This is a genomic window from Alloactinosynnema sp. L-07 (assembly GCF_900070365.1).
Taxonomy (GTDB): domain Bacteria; phylum Actinomycetota; class Actinomycetes; order Mycobacteriales; family Pseudonocardiaceae; genus Actinokineospora.
Genome location: NZ_LN850107.1, coordinates 1,791,507 through 1,808,186, shown reverse-complemented (window position 1 = coordinate 1,808,186; position 16,680 = coordinate 1,791,507). Strand labels below are relative to the sequence as shown.

Genomic DNA, 16,680 nt, shown 5'->3' with positions numbered 1-16,680 from the left:
TCACCGAGGCGGAACTGACCCCTACGAACCGGTCGGTTTGCCTGCGACAACCAGGACATAGCCCATTTCCGCCATCGTCGGCACTGGAGATCGGAACATCTCCAACAGCGGTGCGACCGCCCGTCCGTGGCGGTCGATCAACTCGTCGTGACGACGGTCGACAGCCTCGATCATTCGGACGGCGGTCTTCCTGGTGTGCTCGCTAATGTCGATCAGCGTCACAACCTCCAAATCCACCGCAGCGATCAGCGCGCGGTACCCGTCGGCGTCGAGCAGGCTGGCATCGGTCGAGGCCAGATACTCCTCGATGAGGCCGCGGTTCTGGTCGTTCATCACGCCGGTCAGCATCTGGTCGGTGAGCACGATCCGCCCACCAGGCCGAAGCACCCGGCGAGCCTCATCGAGAGCCCGCCGCCGATCCAGCGCCGAAAGACACTCCACCATCCATACCACGTCGAAGGAGTCAGCGGCGTACGGCAGATCCAGTGCGTCGGCGTACTCGAACCGCACCCGCTGCGCGGCACCCCCGGCCACCGCCCGACGGTTCGCCTGGTCGATCTGGAAATGGTTGTTCGAGATGCCGACGACATCGACCGGCGCCGCCTCGGCGAGTCGAAGCGCTGGAACGCCTACGCCGCAGCCTATGTCGAGCACCCGACCGCCCCGACCCAGGTCGGAGTGGGTGATCACCAGGTCCGTCAACCGGTCCGTCGCCACCCGGTTCGAACTATCGTCGTCGTCGGAGTGCCAGTAGCCCTGGTGGAGATTCTCATCCCAGACGTCGATGACCAGTCGATTGACGAGGTCGTTGACCTTCGTCCCCGGTCCGGCGCGGTCGGCGACATCGTGGACCACATCGCGGGCCTCCCGATGCTCGGACGGCGCACCAGCCGTCCGCAAAGCCTGTGGTCCCAGTCGGTACAGCGCGGTGACCCGATCGAATTCGACGAGGTCAAGAGCCGCCAACTTGGACAGCAGCCGAGTCGCGGGCGCCTCCGGGATGCCCGCTGCGGCGGCCAGGTCGGTCGCACGAGCCGAGCCGGTGTCGGCGAGCGCGCGCAGCAGGAGCACGGCCTGCTCCCCGGTCTGATCTCTCGCGGTGTCGTTTGCCACTCGCCCGCCTTCCGCGCCGCGATCGGCACGATCCGCATGATCGCGCCCCGACGATCGCCGCGTCAATGACAACCGACCCTACGCCGCCGTCGAGCCGCGCGGGCAACAATGGACATGCCATGAGCGATATGGAAGCCTGCCTCAGTGGCCTTCTTCGCCCGACAACCCGGGACCGCTTTGTCCATTATGGACAGCAATCGTGTCGATCCGTCCGTCGACGAAAGGTACGCAGCCACATGAGCCGGGTCATCTCGGAGGACGGCACACCGATCGCTTACCGGCGCATGGGGAACGGACCCGCGGTCATCCTGGTGGGCGCGGGGATCCTGGACCATTCGGAGTACACGCCACTCGCGGTCGAACTGGCGGGACGCTTCACCGTGTACTTCTATGACCGACGCGGCCGAGGCGACAGCGGCAACACACTGCCCTACGCGGTGGAACGCGAGATCGAGGACCTCGACGCGATCGCGGCCGTGGCGCGGGCCGAGAACGGGGGCGGACCGACCCACGTCTTCGGGATCTCCTCCGGTGGTGCCCTCGCCTTGGAAGCCGCGGCGGCCGGCGTCGACATCGATCGACTCGCGGTGTACGAGGTGCCGTACTGCGTGGCGGGCGATACCCAGCAGCGATGGCAGGTCTACGTCGACCAGCTGTGGGTGGCACTCGCCGAGGGGCGGCGCGGTGACGCGATCGCCTGTTCCATGCGATTTTCCGGCGCTTCGGAGACGCAGATCGCGGCGGCGAGACGCTCGCCGAACTGGGAGCGGATGGCCACCATCGCGCACATTTTGTCCTACGAGGCGGCTAGCACGGGCGACGGCAGGCCGCCGACCGACCGCCTGGAGAAGATCACACAGCCGACTCTGGTGGCCACCGGCGGTCTCCGCGCGGACGCCCGATTGGGCATGAGCGAGATGCCTCCCGCGTTCTACGACCAAGCCGCGGACGTGGTCGCCGCGAGCATCCCGAACGCGCGGCGTCAAGTCCTCGAAGACCAATCACATTTGCCGGATCCGAAGGCGGCCTGCTTTGTCCTCGACTGGTTCTTCAACGACGACGTCCACTGGGAAGATCGCCGAGAATAGTGCGTTAAGAAATCGTAAATACCATCAATAGGGGTTGCCGCGCGCCGAAGTCAAAAGAGTTCGTTGAGTCTTCCCAGCCGCGGGACCGAAGTGCTAGCGTGCCGACGCGGAGCCTGCAGCCAAGCCGAATAGGCGCGCGTACGTGCCCTGAGATCCCCCAATACGGGCGGATCACGGTATTGGTGCCACTGGGGAGGTCGGGTTGACGCAAGACGACGGACGCGCAGCGGATACCGAGAGTGCGCCGCGGCGGATCGCCATGCGCGCGCTGTTCGCCCACCGCAACACCCGGGTGTATCTGATCGGGCGAATGCTGTCGCTGGCCGGTGGCAATGTGCTCTGGCTCGGCATGGGCATCTGGGTGAAGATGCTCACCGGCAGCAACAGCGCGGCAGGCATGACATTCTTCGCCTACATCTGCGGGCTGTTGTTGCTGCCGATCGGCGGCGTGATCGTCGATCGGGTACGCCGATGTCGACTGCTGATCAACACCGAGTTGGTCTCCGCGGCCTGGGTATGCCTGCTGCTCTTGGCCGACGAGCACCGACTGTGGCTGATCTACGTCGTGATGTTCGGCTACGGGGCGCTCAGCGGCCTCGGGTTGTCGACACAGGCGGCGCTGCTCCCGCAGGTCACCCCCGATGAACTGCTCGGGGAGGCGAACGCCGTCCAGCAGATCGCTGAGCAGGGCCTGCGGATCGTCACCCCGCTGATCGGCGCGGGCCTGCTGACTTTCGTCGGGCCGACGCCGGTGATCCTGCTCGACGCGGCACTGTTCCTGATCGCCGCCATCAGCCTGATCGCCCTTCGGCACCGCGAGGACAAGCCAGTGCCTTCCGGTGAACGCTTCTGGGTCGAGTTCACCGCGGGCGCCCGCTTCGTCGGCCGCACTCCCGAGATCTTCCGGCTGGTGCTCGCCGGGGTGGTCACTCTGCTCGCGTTCGGCATCTTCAGCAGCGTGACGTACGCGGTCGTCGACGAAGGTCTGAACCAGCCGCCCGCATTCCTCGGCGTGGTTCAGACCACCTCGGGCATCGGCGCGATCCTGGGGGGCCTGGTGGCGGCGGCGGTGATGCGTCGCGTGGGCGAGCGCGGCCTGATGGTCTGTGGTCTCGTCGGCATGACGGTGGCCTGCAGCCCACTGCTCATGAGCGGCTGGCTCCCCGCGGTGCTGATCGCCGCGGCCATGATGGGCGCGGGCGTCGTGGCGGTCAACGTCGGCGAGTCGACCCTGATCCAGCGCCGCACCCCCGGCGAACTCCTCGGCCGCGTCGACGCGGCGGTGAACATGGCGGTCCTGATCCCACAGGCGGCTGCGATCGCGTTGGGCGCCGCGCTGATCATCTGGATGGACTTCCGGGTCTTGCTGGCGGTCATGTCGGTGCTGTTCATCCTGTCCGCGTTCCTGCTGGCACGCGGTGGTCTGAGACAACAGCGGGAACCGATCCCGACCGAGACGACCGTCCCCTAGCTAGTGGTGATCGGGGGTTGCCGGACGGACGGGCCGTTCCTTTGCGCTATCGGGCGACTCCTACCCTGCGCTCACCACGGTCATCGGCAGCTCGGCCTGAGGCGGTCGTGGCCCGCCGGACCATGGTGGTGAGCGAGTACGACGGGGGTGGGGTCGTCGCCGACCACCTTTCCCTTGCGCTCCTTGAAGATCCGCCACTTGTGTCGGAGCAGTGCTGTGCGCACGGTATTGCTTCCTTCCTATCGCTCTCGGTCATCACCCGAAGTCGGTGTCCCCCAGGACATCCACGATGGAATCCCATCGGTCACGGTCGTCGCGGACTGTGGCGTTCATCTCCACGTGGACGAACGTCGCACCGTGCTCGGCAGCGGCGACGCCCTGCTCGTTGCGCCTGCCCTCCAGCTCGCCGCACCGCTGCGACCACGCCTGGCAGACCCGCAGCCCCGCGCCGCTGAGGCCCTCGGCGGCCGACCGCAGCGCGGGCGTGGTCTCGGTGGCGCCGGGCGAGATGACGATGTCGGCTTCCGGCAGCGAGGCGTCGTCGTAGCCGTGCAGCTGCACCTGCGGCAGACCTCGCCGCGCGAGCGTGTCGGTCACGGCGTGGAACATCGAGTCCGCGCGGTGGGCAACGTCACCGGCGCCGCCCGCGGCTCGCCGGTGGGTGCCCGACACCGCGAGCACGGCGCCGGGGCCGCGGCGAAACAAGGCCAGGCCGATGTCCTCGGTGCGCAGGTCGGATGCGGGATGCGGCACCTCGACGATCACCCGCGCGGACCGCGAGCGGTCGACCACGAACATGCCCCACGCGCGCTCAGTGCCGGACGGGTGGGCCAGCACGACGTACGGGCGCCCGGTGGGCTTGTCCACGCCCTCACGCGTCTCGTACCCGAGGGCGCGGACCCGGTCGGCGACCTCGGTCGCGCTGCCGGAAGCCAGTCGGTCCACCACCTGCGCGAGTGCGGCCCGCTCGTCCGGGTCCGGCGCCCGGTACGGCGCGTCGGCGGACAGGTCTGCGACGAAGTCCGCGACCACCCGGTCCAGATCGTGTTCCTCGCCTAGGGGTTCAGCGGGTTGGTCCCGCCATGCCAGCGCGACGAGAAATCCGGCCACGACCACGAGAGACAGGAGAACCACCCAAACAGCACGCGGTCGCACACCAATCTCACTATCAGTAGTCGAGTACCTTCGCAGTCCTGCCCAGTGTCATCCATGCGTGTGCAACTCCAGCCGCCGGGTGTAGCAGAATGTGCAAGTCGTCGGCTGCTGTCAGCCGCGCGGCGAACCCAGCTGGGGGCAATCGAAGGCGGAGGTCTGTGACCAGACGGCGCACCCCTGAGCGCGCTGAACAGGTACGCAGTTTGGAAAGGCAGATCCCGGAGACCGGGTTCCCGTCGAACATCGGCGGCCCAGCTCTCTGTCTCCTCGTCCTGCTGCTCGGCTTGGCGGCGCTGACCGGCATCCTGCTAGACCATCGCGGCGGCGACACCGTGCCGCGGGCTTTCATCGAGACCCAGGAACGACTCGCCGCCGATATCGCGAGAGGCGTCGGCGCCTCGGCGAAACAGGGAATCAGCGACCTGAGGCTGGCCGCGGCCCAGCAGCGAGCGGACGCTCCGGTGGAACCACTGCTGGACAAGATCGCGGGCCAGTCGCGCTGGCGGGGGGCCGCCGTGCTCGGCGGACCGACCCGCGCGCTGATGGCCGCCCGCGGCGAGCAGTTCCCCGTGAACGCCGTCGGCCGGGATGTGCGGGATGTCACCCTCGGCACAGTCGTCGCGGGCAACGGCGACGTGCTGCTGGTCACCACGGTGGCCTTGCCCGGAGACCGCCTGCTCAGCGTGACCTCGGCGGTTCGGCTGCCGGACGCCGTCGCCGACCCCGCTCTGGGCCAGGCGCTGCACCTCACGACGCTCACCGGACAGGTCGTCGCCGCGAGCCGGTCGCCGCACGCCAGCGCCGGTCTCGACGACCTGATCACCCGCGCCGGGCAGGCCGCGGCCGGTGCGGCGGGCTCCCTGCTCGGTCCGGTCACCGACGGCATCCAGGCGACAGTCGGCTATGCCGCGGTCGCCCCGGCCGGTGGGGCGCACGCGCTCGACCTCGCGGTGGTCACCGTGGGCAATGCGCCGACCGATGCCGCAGGCACGGCAGGCCGGGGCATGCTGCCCGCCGCCGCCCTGGCCGCGATCAGCGTCGGCGGGTACCTGGTGCTGCGGGTCTTCCTCATCCGGCCAGTTCGGCGGCTGCGCGCCGACATCCTGGCGGTCGCGGGCGGCAACCTCAACGCCAAGGTGCACCGGGCGCCCACCCGCGAGGTCACCCGGATCGCGGCCACGGTCGCGGACTGCCGCGACGAACTAAGGGGCAAGGACCGCCCGGTCGCCGTTCGCGGGATGCCCGCCGTGGTCGCGGTGGCCATCGTGGCCGCGGCGATCCTCGCCTGGTCGGGTACGACCCTGGTCACCACCGCTGACCAGCCCGCCAGGGTTCCCGATGTGCTTGTCACCAGCCTGCGTGACCAAACCGGCCGCGCCACCGACGCGCTGCGGCGCAGCGTCAACGACGGCCTTGCCGATCTGTCGGCCGTGGTCACCCTGCACGGCGCGGAGGGGCCGGACGCGGTCCGCGATGCTGCGCGGCAATTGGTCCTCGATCAGCCCCGTTACCGCAGTGTCTACCTGGTCGACCAGTCCGGCGGGGCCCAATCGCACGCGGGCCGGACTCCGCTGCGGAGCGCCGAACGCGCGTCGGGGCGCGAAGGAATCCGCCAGCAGAACAGCAGCGGCCGCGTTCCGGTGATCTTCGCCCACGTCCCCCTGCCCGACGAAACCCACACCCTGATCGGCGAGTTCGACGTCGATCACCTGGCTGACCTGCTCAGGCATGCCCCGGGGCGAGTCCGCCTCGTCGACGCCGACTTCCGCACGATCAGCGCGACCGGGGGCTACGTGGCCTTCGCTGAGGTGACCGACCAGGGCCTGCGTGACAACATCGCCCTGGCCCAGCGGGGCGACACGGTCGCCGACATCCAGTCCGGCGGGGAGTCCGAGGCGATCGTCGCGTCGGCCGCGGTCCACGGCGGCGACGCGGGCAAGCTCGGCTGGACCGTCCTGTCCGTGCATCCGGTGCAGGACCTGGCGCTTCCCGCCAACGACCTGCGCAGGCACACCGAGATGGTCGCGCTGGTAGCGGCGCTGCTGGCGCTGCTGCTCTTCGGCTGGCATCTCTTCCTGGTGATCAAACCGCTGCGCAGGCTCGCCGCCGCCGCCGATCGGATAGCCGACGGCGACCGGGACACCGTCATCTACCCGCAGCGCCACGACGAGATCGGCACCATCGCCGCCTGCCTGGAGATCTGCCGCCAGGCGGTCACCGAGGGGCGCGACCGGCTGGGCGAGGTACGCAGGCCGCGCGGCGCGGCCACCGCGGAGACGATGCTGATGCGCCCGGTCGACCCGCCCGCACCCCGCGGCCGTCGGGTGACAAGCGGACGCCGATGACCTACCTCTACGTCGTCATGGTCATCCTCACCATGAGCCTGTTCGCCGCGGGTCTGCTTGAGCAGCGCAACCACCTGGCCCAGCTCAACCGCATCGAGCACCGCGTGCTGGTCAACGGCATCCGGGGCAAGAGTTCGATCACCCGGCTGTGCGCGGGCGCCTTGCGCGGCGGCGGCCTGGTGACCGCGGCGAAGACGACCGGCACCGCCGCCCGATTCATCCACCCCGACGGGAGCGAGGAGCCGGTCTACCGCAAGTTCGGCATCGCCAACATCGTCGAGCAGATCGGGATCGTCCGCCGGGCCGCGGCCTACGCGCCGGACGTCCTGGTCATCGAGTGCATGGCGGTCATGCCGGACCTGCAGGAGATCAACCAGGCCAAGCTGATCAAGTCGACCATCGGCGTGCTGTGCAACGTCCGCGAGGACCATCTCGCCGAGATGGGCCCGACCCTCGACGACGTGGCCCGGTCGCTGAGCCGGTCCATGCCGTACGGCGGCGTCTGCGTCACCGCCGAGCGGGAGCGGCTGCCCATCTTGCTGGAAGAGGCCGCCAAACGTGACTGCGAGCTGATCGCGGTCGACCCGGAATCGGTGACCGACGAGGAGATGGCCGGGTTCAGCTGGGTCACCTTCAAGGAGAACGTCGCCATCGCCCTGGAGGTCGCCGCGCTGCTCGGAGTCAACCGGCGCCTGGCGCTGGAAGGCATGTGGGCCGCGCGCCCGGATCCCGGCGTGCTGTCGGTCAAGCGCTACCTGGCAGGCGACGGCAAGGTTGTCCGGCTGGCCAACGTGTTCGCCGCCAACGACCCGGAGTCGACGCTGATGAACATCCAGCGGCTGCTCGACCAGGGCGCCATCGAACGGCCGCTGCACCTGGTGATCAACTGCCGCCCCGACCGCGTGGAACGCAACGGCCAGATGGGCGCCATCGTCGCCGACATCGACCCCGACCGCGTGCTGCTCATCGGTGAGCCGACCCGAAGCGCCCGCCAGACTGTCCCCGCCGAGTGGCAGGACCGGATCGTCGACCTCGGCGGGACCCGCCCCGCCGCGGACCTGCTGACCGCGATCCTGGCGGGGATCGACGACGAGGCCGCGCTCGTGGCGGTGGGGAACATCCACGGCCAGGGCGAGCTGCTGCTGGAGGAGTTGGACGCCCTCGAGGAACTGCCCGCCGACCAGCCAAAACGAGTCACCCAGCCACATCGGCCAGTGCCCGCCGCGCGTGGGCCCTTGGTCATCCGGGGCAGGCTGTTCGACACCATGCCCGGACCAACCAACGTGCGGACCAGGAACCGACCATGAACCCGACGACGCTCGCACCGGAGGTGGCGACCCTCGGACTCGCCATCGGCCTGGTGTTCTCCCTCGTCTGCTATCTGACGACCAACCTGTCCCCCGGCGGGATGATCACCCCGGGCTGGCTGGCGCTGACCCTGATCGAGGACTACCGCAGGGCCGCCATCGTGGTGATCATGAGCGGCCTCACCTACGGCGCGGTGAAGCTGCTGCAGCGCGCGGTGATCCTCTACGGCAAGCGGCTCTTCGCCGCGGTCGTGCTGACCGGCGTGCTGTTCCAGACAACGCTGTTCCTGTTGATCCAGAAGGACTTCCCGCTGCTGTTCGCCCACCAGACGCTTGGCTTCGTCGTGCCGGGCTTGATCGCGTATCAGCTGGTCAGACAGCCCCCTCTGGTGACGCTCGCCGCGACAGGTACCGTCAGCGCGGCAGGATTCGGGGTACTCGCGAGCGGCGTGCTGGCCGGCCTGGTCCCCACCATCTGAACCGAGGGGGTCGTCGTGACCGCATCTCGCACACGTCTGCGGACCCGGCTCTGGGGCGGCGCGACCGTCGCGCTGCTCGCGTGCCTGGGTGGTTGGCTCTTCATCACCGAGTCCCGGCCGACGCCGCGGCCCATGTCGGTCACCGGGACGTCCGGTGCCGCGGCGGCCGTCGTCGAGCCCCTGACGTTCGAGCGGCTGGCCGACCCTGCCCGCACCGTGGTCCGCGACGGCGGGTCGACCGTCGCGGTCCTCACCGACGGCGCGCGCACGGCCCTGTTCACCGGACCCAAGCGGACCTTCGCCGAGCAAGCCGCGACCAGGGCCAAGGTCGTGACGACCGCCTGGGTCCGACTCGTCCCCCAGCCATGGACACCGGGCGCCGAGACCACCCCATGGTTCAAGACCTGGTTCTCCGACGCCCGCTCCGACACCAGCCCGGACGTCCTGGAGGTGGCCACCCAGTACGTGATCGACGCGCCGGAGGAACGCGACGCCAAGAACGTCCGCTTCCGCGGCGACGCGTCGTTCGGCCCGATCAAGTCGAGCGGCACCGGCCGAAAGGAGCAGTCGGACTTCTACGACTACCTTGGCGTGCCCTGGACTTTCCCCGACGCGACCGCGCAACCGGACAAGTCCCGCTACGGCGCGGCCGACTGCTCCGGGTTTATCCGGCTGGTCTTCGGGTACCGCATGGGGATGCCGCTGCTGGGAACCAACGAACCCGGCCCGGGCCTGCCGCGCCGCGCCTACGCCATCGCCGAGCACGGCCCCGGCGTCGAACTCGTTCCCAACACCGGGGCCCGCGCCACCGCCTACGGCCTGCTGCAACCAGGTGACCTGGTCTTCTTCGAGGTCGAGGACGATCCGGAGACCCTCGACCACGCAGGCATCTACCTCGGCTTGGACGATGGCGGCCACCACCGCTTCATCTCCAGCCGCGAACGCATCAACGGCCCCACTCTCGGCGACGTCGGCGGCACGTCGCTGCTCGACGACGGTGGGCATTACTCTCAGTCATGGCGGGCCGCTCGCAGGCTGTGAAGGACGCCCGCCGGGAACCCCGTTAAGGACTACTCACTCAGACCGTGACCAACGGTTGCGCCGACCAGTTGACATCCCTTGTCAGCCGATGCGGGTGGGGACCAGGATCGGCATTCCAGAACGGTCACGGTGGGTGACCGTTCGTGTGCGGACAGGAGAGTGTCATGGTGGTTTCTCGTCTGGTGAAGGTGGGCGTGGGCATAGTCGCCGGTGCCATGCTCGTGGTGCTGGCTCCGGCCGCGGCCGCGACCACGACGGTTCCGGTGAGCGCGTCCGGCTCGATCCAAGCACCGGTTCCGGCGTTGCCGCCCGCCTCGCTGACTCTCACGGTGGGCGACAGATCGGTGTCGGCGAGCGTGCCGGGTACCGCGGCGGGCCAGCTGTCGGTCGTGTTCAGTGCGAACACCGCGGCCACGGTCGACGTCGACGTCGACTCGTGTGCGTCCCCGGCGTCCGGAGTCGTGCTGACCGTGCGAGGGCTGTCCGAGGGCGCGACGGTGTCCGCGTCGGTCACCAGCTCGCTCACCCCGCCGGTGACCGTGGGCGACTCTGTCGTCGGCGCCGACCGCACGGTCGTCGCCTCACTCTGCACCACCTGATCGAGGACTGTCCCACCAGCCCGTATGCGAGGCGGGAGGCTGAGTTCATCCTGAACCAGCGGTTCGGCGAGAAGTTCACATTCGCCTATCCCAACAATCGTCTCACTGAAGGCAGGCGGGGCGTTGTGAAGTAATAGCAAGAGAGGTCCGTTCGTGTCCCGCCAGCGGGACAACGAGCGGACCTCTCTTGATGCCCGACTGCTCGCCATGTTACGTTCCATCGGCCAGGCAAATTCCCCGCGACACAATGAATGCGGCTTCAGGATGCCCGGAGGATGGCTGACGAATGTTTTCATGGTGGGGTGAGCGCATGCTCGCCGAGGGGAATGACAACGACATTTGGGCCTATTTCGACGGCCCGATCAGCAAGCGCCGACTGCGTGTGCAATCTCGGGAATACGCTGCCACATTCGCAAGGGCGAGAATATCCGAGGGCACCACGGTCGCCCTTCAGATGGCGCCGAGCGTGGCTTATCTGGCGACACTTTTCGGATTGTGGAGTGTGGGCGCGACGGTCGTACTGGTCGATTATCGGGTGCCGCAGGCCGAGTGCCGGACGCTTGTCGACTTGGCAGACCCACAGTTCGTCGTCGTCGGCGGTGATCGGGTGGGACGCGCCGTCGGCTTCCAGCACGACGTCGAGGCGGGCGCACCTGTCGTGCACCGGAGGTCCGGCGGGCGTGCGGGACGCCCGGACATCCGTCTCGTGCAGTTCAGCTCCGGGTCGACCGGGGTGCCGAAGATCATCGGGCGGTCCCCGGAGTCGATCTTGGCGGAGCTTGACCGCCACCTCGCGGTCGACGGCCTTCCGGTGCGGGGCGAGCGGATCCTACTGTTGAACTCGATTTCGCACACGATGGGCCTCATCAGCGGCGTGCTGCACGCGCTCAATGTCGGAGCGGCTGTGGTCTTCCCGACGAGCCTGCGCCCGAACGAGGTGGCCAGGACCATCGCCGCGGCGGAGGTACACGCCGTCTACGGTGTGCCCGCCCACTTCGAGCTGCTGAGTCAGGTCGCGCAGCCGCCACCGACACCTTCGCTGCGGCTCGCGGTGTGTGGCGGGGAACTGCTGCCGCGCGAGACCTATGACGCTTTCCACCGGCGCTATGGAGTCCGCATCGGGCAGGTGTACGGGCTGACCGAGATCGGACTCGTCGCCGCGGCGCCGCTGGGCACTGCCCCACCGCCTGCTGTCGGCACACCCGTGCCCGGTGTCGACATCGAACTGGTCGAGCAGGAGATGCGCATTCGCATGGCGATGTCGCCCTATCTCGGCGATGGATTGTCGGACCGATTCACCGACGGCGCGCTGCGCACCTTTGACCGTTTCGAGCAGGACGCCGCCGGGGTGTTGAGGATTCTCGGCCGGGCCGACTCGCTCGTCGTGATCGGTGGTTTGAAGGTCGATCTGATGGAAGTCGAGGCCGTTCTTTCCCGCCATCCCGCGATCGCCGAGGTTGTGGTGATGTTCGGCGAATCGATAGAGGCATTCATCGCCGGGACGGAACTGCCGGGCTCCAACGAGCTCACCGCATGGTGTCGGGAACGGCTCGCCCCCGTCAAGATCCCCCGCCGGTTCATCCGATCCGAACGACTGCCCAGGAACGCGACGGGCAAGCTCATTCGAAACCGGGATCTCATTCACTCGGACAAATAGTGAGGAGCGGCATGCTGAGCAGGCGACAGGCTTTGCTGGCGGGCGGCGTCGCGGCCGGGATCTTAGGGATGCCGAGGCTGCTGGACGGAGCCGTCTCGGCCGAAACCGCCCATCCCGCTCATCCCGTCGCGCCGCGGGGCCCTGGGGTCAAACCCGTGTTCGAGGCGTTCGCCCGCCCGATGCCGACGCCGCGGGAACTCGTGCCGCGCTTGTCCACCCGGCACTTCGACTACTACACCCTGTCGGTGCGGCCGTCGACCGCCGAGATCCTGCCGGGCGTGCGGACCCCGGTGCTGTCCTACGGCGACGGTGTCCTGGGGCCTACCATCCGGGCCAAGACCGGGCGGCGCACGTTTGTGATGGTGACCAACAAGACTGGGTCCCCGGTAAACGTGCACCTGCACGGCGGGCACAACGCGGCCCGCCACGACGGCCATCCTCTTGACCTGATCGAGCCGGGGCGCCCGCGGCTGTACAACTACGCGAACGATCAGCAGGGCGCGACCCTCTGGTATCACGACCACACTCACCACGGGGAAGCCGAACACGTCTACCGCGGCATGCAAGGCCTCTACCTCATCGATGACGAGTCTGAGCGCGGGCTGCGGTTGCCCAGCGGCGACTACGACGTGCCGATCGTGCTGCGCGACAGCCAGTTCGACGCCGCCGGGAACCTGCTCGTCGGGGACCCGGCCGACCGAACCACGCCACTGGCCAACGGCGTCCCTCTTCCCTACTTCGCTGTCGCGGCCCGGAAGTACAGATTCCGGTTCGTGAACACCGCCAACGAGCGAATCTTCCGCCTCAGCCTGGGCACGACCGCAATGGTCCAGGTGGGCAGCGACGGAGGGTTGCTCGCCGCGCCCGCGCCGCTGGACACGCTCGTCATCGGCTCCGCCGAGCGGGCCGACGTGGTCATCGACTTCTCCGCCCATCCGGTCGGCACCCAACTCGTCCTCAGCGACGAAGTCCTCGGCAAGGTCCTCAGGTTCGACGTCGTCCGCGAAGCCGAGGACCACAGTCGGGTGCCTGAAGTCCTCCGCCCCCTGCCGGTGCTACCGCCCGCCACAGTGCGCCGCACAGTCAATCTGGCGCTCGGGTTCGCCGACGGCAGGCTGATCGGCTTGGTCGACAACAAGATGTTCGACCCCGACCGTGTGGACATCACGACGAAGCTGGGTACGACGGAGATCTGGTCGGTGACGAGTACCGACCCACCCGGCGTGTTCCACACCTTTCACCTGCACCTGGTGCAGTTCCGGGTGCTTGACCGCGACGGCAGGCCACCCGCCCCGCACGAGACCGGGTGGAAGGACACGATCACCTTCGCGGCGGGCGAGACGGTGCGGGTACAAGCCACTTTCCACGGCCACACCGGCAGATTCGCCTACCACTGCCATTTCTTGGACCACTCCGGGATCGGAATGATGGCACAGCTGGAAATCACTCGCTGATCGCGGATCCGGCAGCGCGAGCGCGACTGCCTCACCGAGGAAGGAATCATGACGAACCCATTCGAGGACCCGGACGGAACGTATCTCGTGCTGGTCAACGACGAAAGCCAGCGCTCGCTGTGGCCAAGCTTCGCCGAGGTGCCCGCGGGCTGGACGGTCGAACGGCAGGCGGGGTCGAGGCAGGACTGCCTGGACTACATCGAGACACACTGGACGGACATGCGCCCACGGTCACTCGTCGAACGGATGTCAGCCGACAGCTGACCGCCGCCCACGTGCGCCGCGGACCGCGGCCACGTCCACGGTTCGAACAAGGAGGAACTTCGTTGATGCCAAGACTTCTCCGATTGGCGTTCGCGGGCGTCATGGCGACCGCTCTCGCCCTCGGCCCGGTCGCCACCGCCGCGGCTGACACCACCCACCGGCAGCGCCCGCTGCCCGCGGACAAGCTGGCAGGCGCGTTGATCACCGTGGCCGATCTGCCCGCGGGCTTCTACACGATGTCCGAGAATCCTGGCGTCGCCAAGTACATCTCCGGCGACCCAGCCTGCGCGACGATGGTCGAACTACAGCGGCAGATGTCGACCAACACCGCACCGGGGGCGTTCGCCACCGCCGAGGTCTTCCTCACCGACCTCAAAGGATCGTTCGTGTGGCAGGGATTCGGCAGCTACCGCGGCATGTGGTCCACATTGGTCTTCGTGAAGCTGGCCCACGCCACGGCGCACTGCAAGTCCTTCGTCATGGAGCTTGAGGGCGGCGAACGGGCTGAGATCACTCAGCTGGCGGTCAGCCCCGTGGCCGTCGCCGACATGGGCCTGCACTCCAGGTTCCGATCCACGATCGGAGCGATCGTGCTGGACTCCGACACCATCCTGGCCAGGTCGGGCCGCACCCTGCTGATGGTCAACGGCCACCTTCCCGGGCGCCCGGATCTCGCCGAGGACCTCGCCCTCAAGGCGGCGGCCAATCTGGCGGATGCCAACTCCTGAGAACGCGAAACACGCCGACGATGTCGTCGGCGTGTTTCGTTTCGCCACCTCAGAATGTCACGGGAAGGCGGTGCAGCCGCCAGCTGCCGGGGAGGTTCATCCGTTCCCGCTTCTCCACGGTCTCCGGGTCGTCCGCCAGGGCCAAGGCGGGAAAGCGGTGGAAAAGCTTGCCGAGCGCGACTTCTCCTTCCTGCCTGGCCAGGGTCGCGCCGAGACAGTAGTGAATGCCGTGGCCGAAGCCGACGTGGTCCTCGGCGTGGCCGCCGGGGTGGCGCGTCACGTCGAGTCGGTTCGGGTCGGTGTAGTGGCGGGGGTCGAAGTTGGCGGAGACGAACACGAACAACACCGCCTCCCCGCGACGGAGGCACGTGTCGTCGAGTTCGACGTCCTCCGTGGCGTACCGCAGCCGTGAGATGTGGATGGACCCACACCATCGCATGAGCTCGTGCACGGCGCGCGGGAGCAGGGCGGGATCCGCCTTGATCAACGCGAGCTGGTCCGGGTGGGCGAGCAGCGCCGCGGTGCCGTTGCCGATGAGATGGGCCGAGGTCTCATGGCCCGCCAGAACCAGGGTGAGGATCATCGTGACCATCTCGGCGTCGGTGAGCCTGCCGCCGTCGTCGTCCTGGGCGCGGATGAGTCCGCTCAACAGATCGTCGGTCAGCGAGGATCGGCGCCTGCCGATCAGGTCGTGGATGTACTGGATCATGACAGGGAACGACTGACCGAGCCGCTCCGGGCGCATGTTGACCAGGTCGCTCCCCCACTCCCGCCACTGGTCGTGGTCGGTCTCGGGAACGCCGACGAGTTCGCAGATGACCCTGATCGACAGCGGGTACGCGTAGTGCTCGACAAGGTCGACGGCCCCGTCACGCGTGTGCTCTGGGAAACCGCTCAGCAGGTCGTCGGCGATGCGCTCGACGCGGGGCCGCAGGTCCTGGATGCGGCGGGCGGTGAACGCGCGCAGCACGAGTCGGCGGAGTCGGGTGTGGTCCGGCGGATCACTGTCGAGAATGGACTCCAACAGATACGGGCGCAGGTGACCTGGGATTCCCAGAATGTCCATCATGCGTTCGCGCGGATCGTTGCCCGCGTCCCCGTCCATGGGAATGGGGCGGTTCACGAACCGGCTGTCGCGAAGCAGCGTCCGAACGTCGTCGAAACGGGTCACGAACCACACGGGCGTGCCGTCGACAAATGTGCCCCGCACGGCCCTCGCTTGTTCACGCAGTCGTCCGTAACCGTTGAACGGGTCGGCCAACAACTCGGGATCCATCACGCTCGGAGTTTGCTCCGCGTCCTCCGGTGCGCTGAAGGGACAGGTGGGCGGGACGGGCATATTCGTCCTCCTCATAGGCCGAAAGTCACGTGAATGGCAACGGATCCGATTTAGTCGGCCCCGATCGCCGCGATGGAAATCGCGCGCACCGGACAACCAAGGACGGCCTGTTTCACGGCGGGATCCGACAGAATGGCGGGCGTGCCGGGCAGTACGGTGCTGAGCCCGTCGTCGTCCTGACTGAACACCACGGGCGCGGTGAACGCGCAGTGGCCGGTCCCGATACAGCGGTCTTGGTCGATGACAATGCGCGGCGCCGGAGCGCTGTCCGGGAAATTCCTGGACAGAAACGCGTGGATGTTGGCGATCGACGTGAAGAGGCGTAAGTCCTCGAACCGGGGGTCGACCACCAGCCCGTGCCGGTCCTCCAGCGCGGCTTGAATCGTGACGAGCGTAAACGAGTCGATGACCAGTTCCGCGTCATCTTCGATATCGGGCGGCAGGTCCATCGACCGACAGGTCGACAGAATTTCCCTGATTTCGTCCCTGGTGATCACGGATCCCCCTCTTCGCCCGATGGCGCGAGCACCTGCTCACCTATCTTCGGATACGCGCACGCCCCGCGCAATAGGCGTCAATACTGTCCCGCCGGCGGGACGTTTCCGGCGAATCGGCGAATCCTTGATCGACCACAATCACC

General features: G+C 68.1%; 15 protein-coding genes. 11 read left to right on the top strand and 4 right to left on the bottom strand.

The genetic code is table 11. The annotated features are described in order from the left end of the window. Positions 1–21: 21 nt before the first annotated feature. Positions 22–1,113 (bottom strand): methyltransferase domain-containing protein, encoded by a 1,092-nt coding sequence (locus BN1701_RS08285; protein ID WP_054047042.1) that lies wholly within the window; start codon positions 1,111–1,113, stop codon positions 22–24. A 236-nt stretch (positions 1,114–1,349) separates the two neighbouring features. Here BN1701_RS08285 and BN1701_RS08280 point away from each other — a divergent pair, with 236 nt between their 5' ends. Both BN1701_RS08280 and BN1701_RS08275 read left to right on the top strand, forming a co-directional pair. Further along, a complete protein-coding gene (locus BN1701_RS08280) occupies positions 1,350–2,201 on the top strand; it encodes an alpha/beta fold hydrolase (protein ID WP_054047040.1) in 852 nt (283 codons plus the stop codon). A 202-nt stretch (positions 2,202–2,403) separates the two neighbouring features. Further along, positions 2,404–3,672 (top strand): MFS transporter, encoded by a 1,269-nt coding sequence (locus BN1701_RS08275; RefSeq protein WP_157367819.1) that lies wholly within the window; start codon positions 2,404–2,406, stop codon positions 3,670–3,672. Between the two features lie 255 nt (positions 3,673–3,927). Here the strand turns inward: BN1701_RS08275 and BN1701_RS08270 are convergent, their stop codons facing one another. Further along, a complete protein-coding gene (locus BN1701_RS08270) occupies positions 3,928–4,806 on the bottom strand; it encodes a hypothetical protein (protein WP_231949538.1) in 879 nt (292 codons plus the stop codon). Positions 4,807–5,030: 224 nt separating this feature from the next. Here BN1701_RS08270 and BN1701_RS08265 point away from each other — a divergent pair, with 224 nt between their 5' ends. The 9 genes from BN1701_RS08265 to BN1701_RS08225 all read left to right on the top strand — a co-directional run bounded on the left by BN1701_RS08265 (position 5,031) and on the right by BN1701_RS08225 (position 14,701). Beyond that, positions 5,031–7,172: a HAMP domain-containing protein gene (locus BN1701_RS08265; protein WP_054047037.1), complete on the top strand. Its 2,142-nt coding sequence runs from the start codon at positions 5,031–5,033 to the stop codon at positions 7,170–7,172. Continuing rightward, positions 7,169–8,479, top strand: a complete 1,311-nt coding sequence (gene pgsB / locus BN1701_RS08260) for a poly-gamma-glutamate synthase PgsB (protein WP_082859719.1) — start codon at positions 7,169–7,171, stop codon at positions 8,477–8,479. Before BN1701_RS08265 ends, pgsB begins: the two co-directional genes overlap by 4 nt. Beyond that, positions 8,476–8,958 (top strand): poly-gamma-glutamate biosynthesis protein PgsC/CapC, encoded by a 483-nt coding sequence (locus BN1701_RS08255; protein ID WP_054047035.1) that lies wholly within the window; start codon positions 8,476–8,478, stop codon positions 8,956–8,958. Before pgsB ends, BN1701_RS08255 begins: the two co-directional genes overlap by 4 nt. Before the next feature lie 15 nt (positions 8,959–8,973). Further along, positions 8,974–9,999 carry an NlpC/P60 family protein gene (locus BN1701_RS08250; RefSeq protein WP_054047033.1) on the top strand — a complete coding sequence of 342 codons (1,026 nt, stop codon included), beginning with the start codon at positions 8,974–8,976 and terminating at the stop codon, positions 9,997–9,999. Between the two features lie 164 nt (positions 10,000–10,163). Then, positions 10,164–10,598, top strand: a complete 435-nt coding sequence (locus BN1701_RS08245; RefSeq protein WP_157367817.1) for a hypothetical protein — start codon at positions 10,164–10,166, stop codon at positions 10,596–10,598. A 310-nt stretch (positions 10,599–10,908) separates the two neighbouring features. Next, entirely contained in the window at positions 10,909–12,255 is a 1,347-nt protein-coding gene (locus BN1701_RS08240; RefSeq protein ID WP_172803207.1) for a class I adenylate-forming enzyme family protein, read from the top strand. Positions 12,256–12,266: 11 nt separating this feature from the next. Beyond that, positions 12,267–13,709: a multicopper oxidase family protein gene (locus BN1701_RS08235; RefSeq protein ID WP_054055719.1), complete on the top strand. Its 1,443-nt coding sequence runs from the start codon at positions 12,267–12,269 to the stop codon at positions 13,707–13,709. A gap of 48 nt (positions 13,710–13,757) precedes the next feature. After that, positions 13,758–13,973, top strand: a complete 216-nt coding sequence (locus BN1701_RS08230; RefSeq protein ID WP_054047027.1) for an MbtH family protein — start codon at positions 13,758–13,760, stop codon at positions 13,971–13,973. A gap of 65 nt (positions 13,974–14,038) precedes the next feature. Beyond that, entirely contained in the window at positions 14,039–14,701 is a 663-nt protein-coding gene (locus BN1701_RS08225; protein WP_157367816.1) for a hypothetical protein, read from the top strand. Between the two features lie 49 nt (positions 14,702–14,750). On the opposite strand, the gene BN1701_RS08220 is transcribed toward BN1701_RS08225, so the two are convergent. Both BN1701_RS08220 and BN1701_RS34040 read right to left on the bottom strand, forming a co-directional pair. Then, entirely contained in the window at positions 14,751–15,977 is a 1,227-nt protein-coding gene (locus tag BN1701_RS08220; RefSeq protein WP_082859718.1) for a cytochrome P450, read from the bottom strand. Positions 15,978–16,090: 113 nt separating this feature from the next. Next, on the bottom strand, positions 16,091–16,537 hold the full coding sequence (locus BN1701_RS34040; RefSeq protein WP_231949537.1) for a ferredoxin: 447 nt from the start codon (positions 16,535–16,537) through the stop codon (positions 16,091–16,093). Between the last annotated feature and the right edge of the window lie 143 nt (positions 16,538–16,680).

Excerpts from the sequence above, each read along its gene's own strand:
- BN1701_RS08280 (WP_054047040.1), top strand. The coding sequence starts at position 1,350 with ATGAGCCGGGTCATCTCGGAGGACGGCACACCGATCGCTTACCGGCGC.
- pgsB (WP_082859719.1), top strand. The coding sequence starts at position 7,169 with ATGACCTACCTCTACGTCGTCATGGTCATCCTCACCATGAGCCTGTTC.
- BN1701_RS08255 (WP_054047035.1), top strand. The coding sequence starts at position 8,476 with ATGAACCCGACGACGCTCGCACCGGAGGTGGCGACCCTCGGACTCGCC.
- BN1701_RS08245 (WP_157367817.1), top strand. The coding sequence starts at position 10,164 with ATGGTGGTTTCTCGTCTGGTGAAGGTGGGCGTGGGCATAGTCGCCGGT.
- BN1701_RS08240 (WP_172803207.1), top strand. The coding sequence starts at position 10,909 with ATGCTCGCCGAGGGGAATGACAACGACATTTGGGCCTATTTCGACGGC.
- BN1701_RS08235 (WP_054055719.1), top strand. The coding sequence starts at position 12,267 with ATGCTGAGCAGGCGACAGGCTTTGCTGGCGGGCGGCGTCGCGGCCGGG.
- BN1701_RS08230 (WP_054047027.1), top strand. The coding sequence starts at position 13,758 with ATGACGAACCCATTCGAGGACCCGGACGGAACGTATCTCGTGCTGGTC.
- BN1701_RS08225 (WP_157367816.1), top strand. The coding sequence starts at position 14,039 with ATGCCAAGACTTCTCCGATTGGCGTTCGCGGGCGTCATGGCGACCGCT.
- BN1701_RS08220 (WP_082859718.1), bottom strand. The coding sequence starts at position 15,977 with ATGGATCCCGAGTTGTTGGCCGACCCGTTCAACGGTTACGGACGACTG.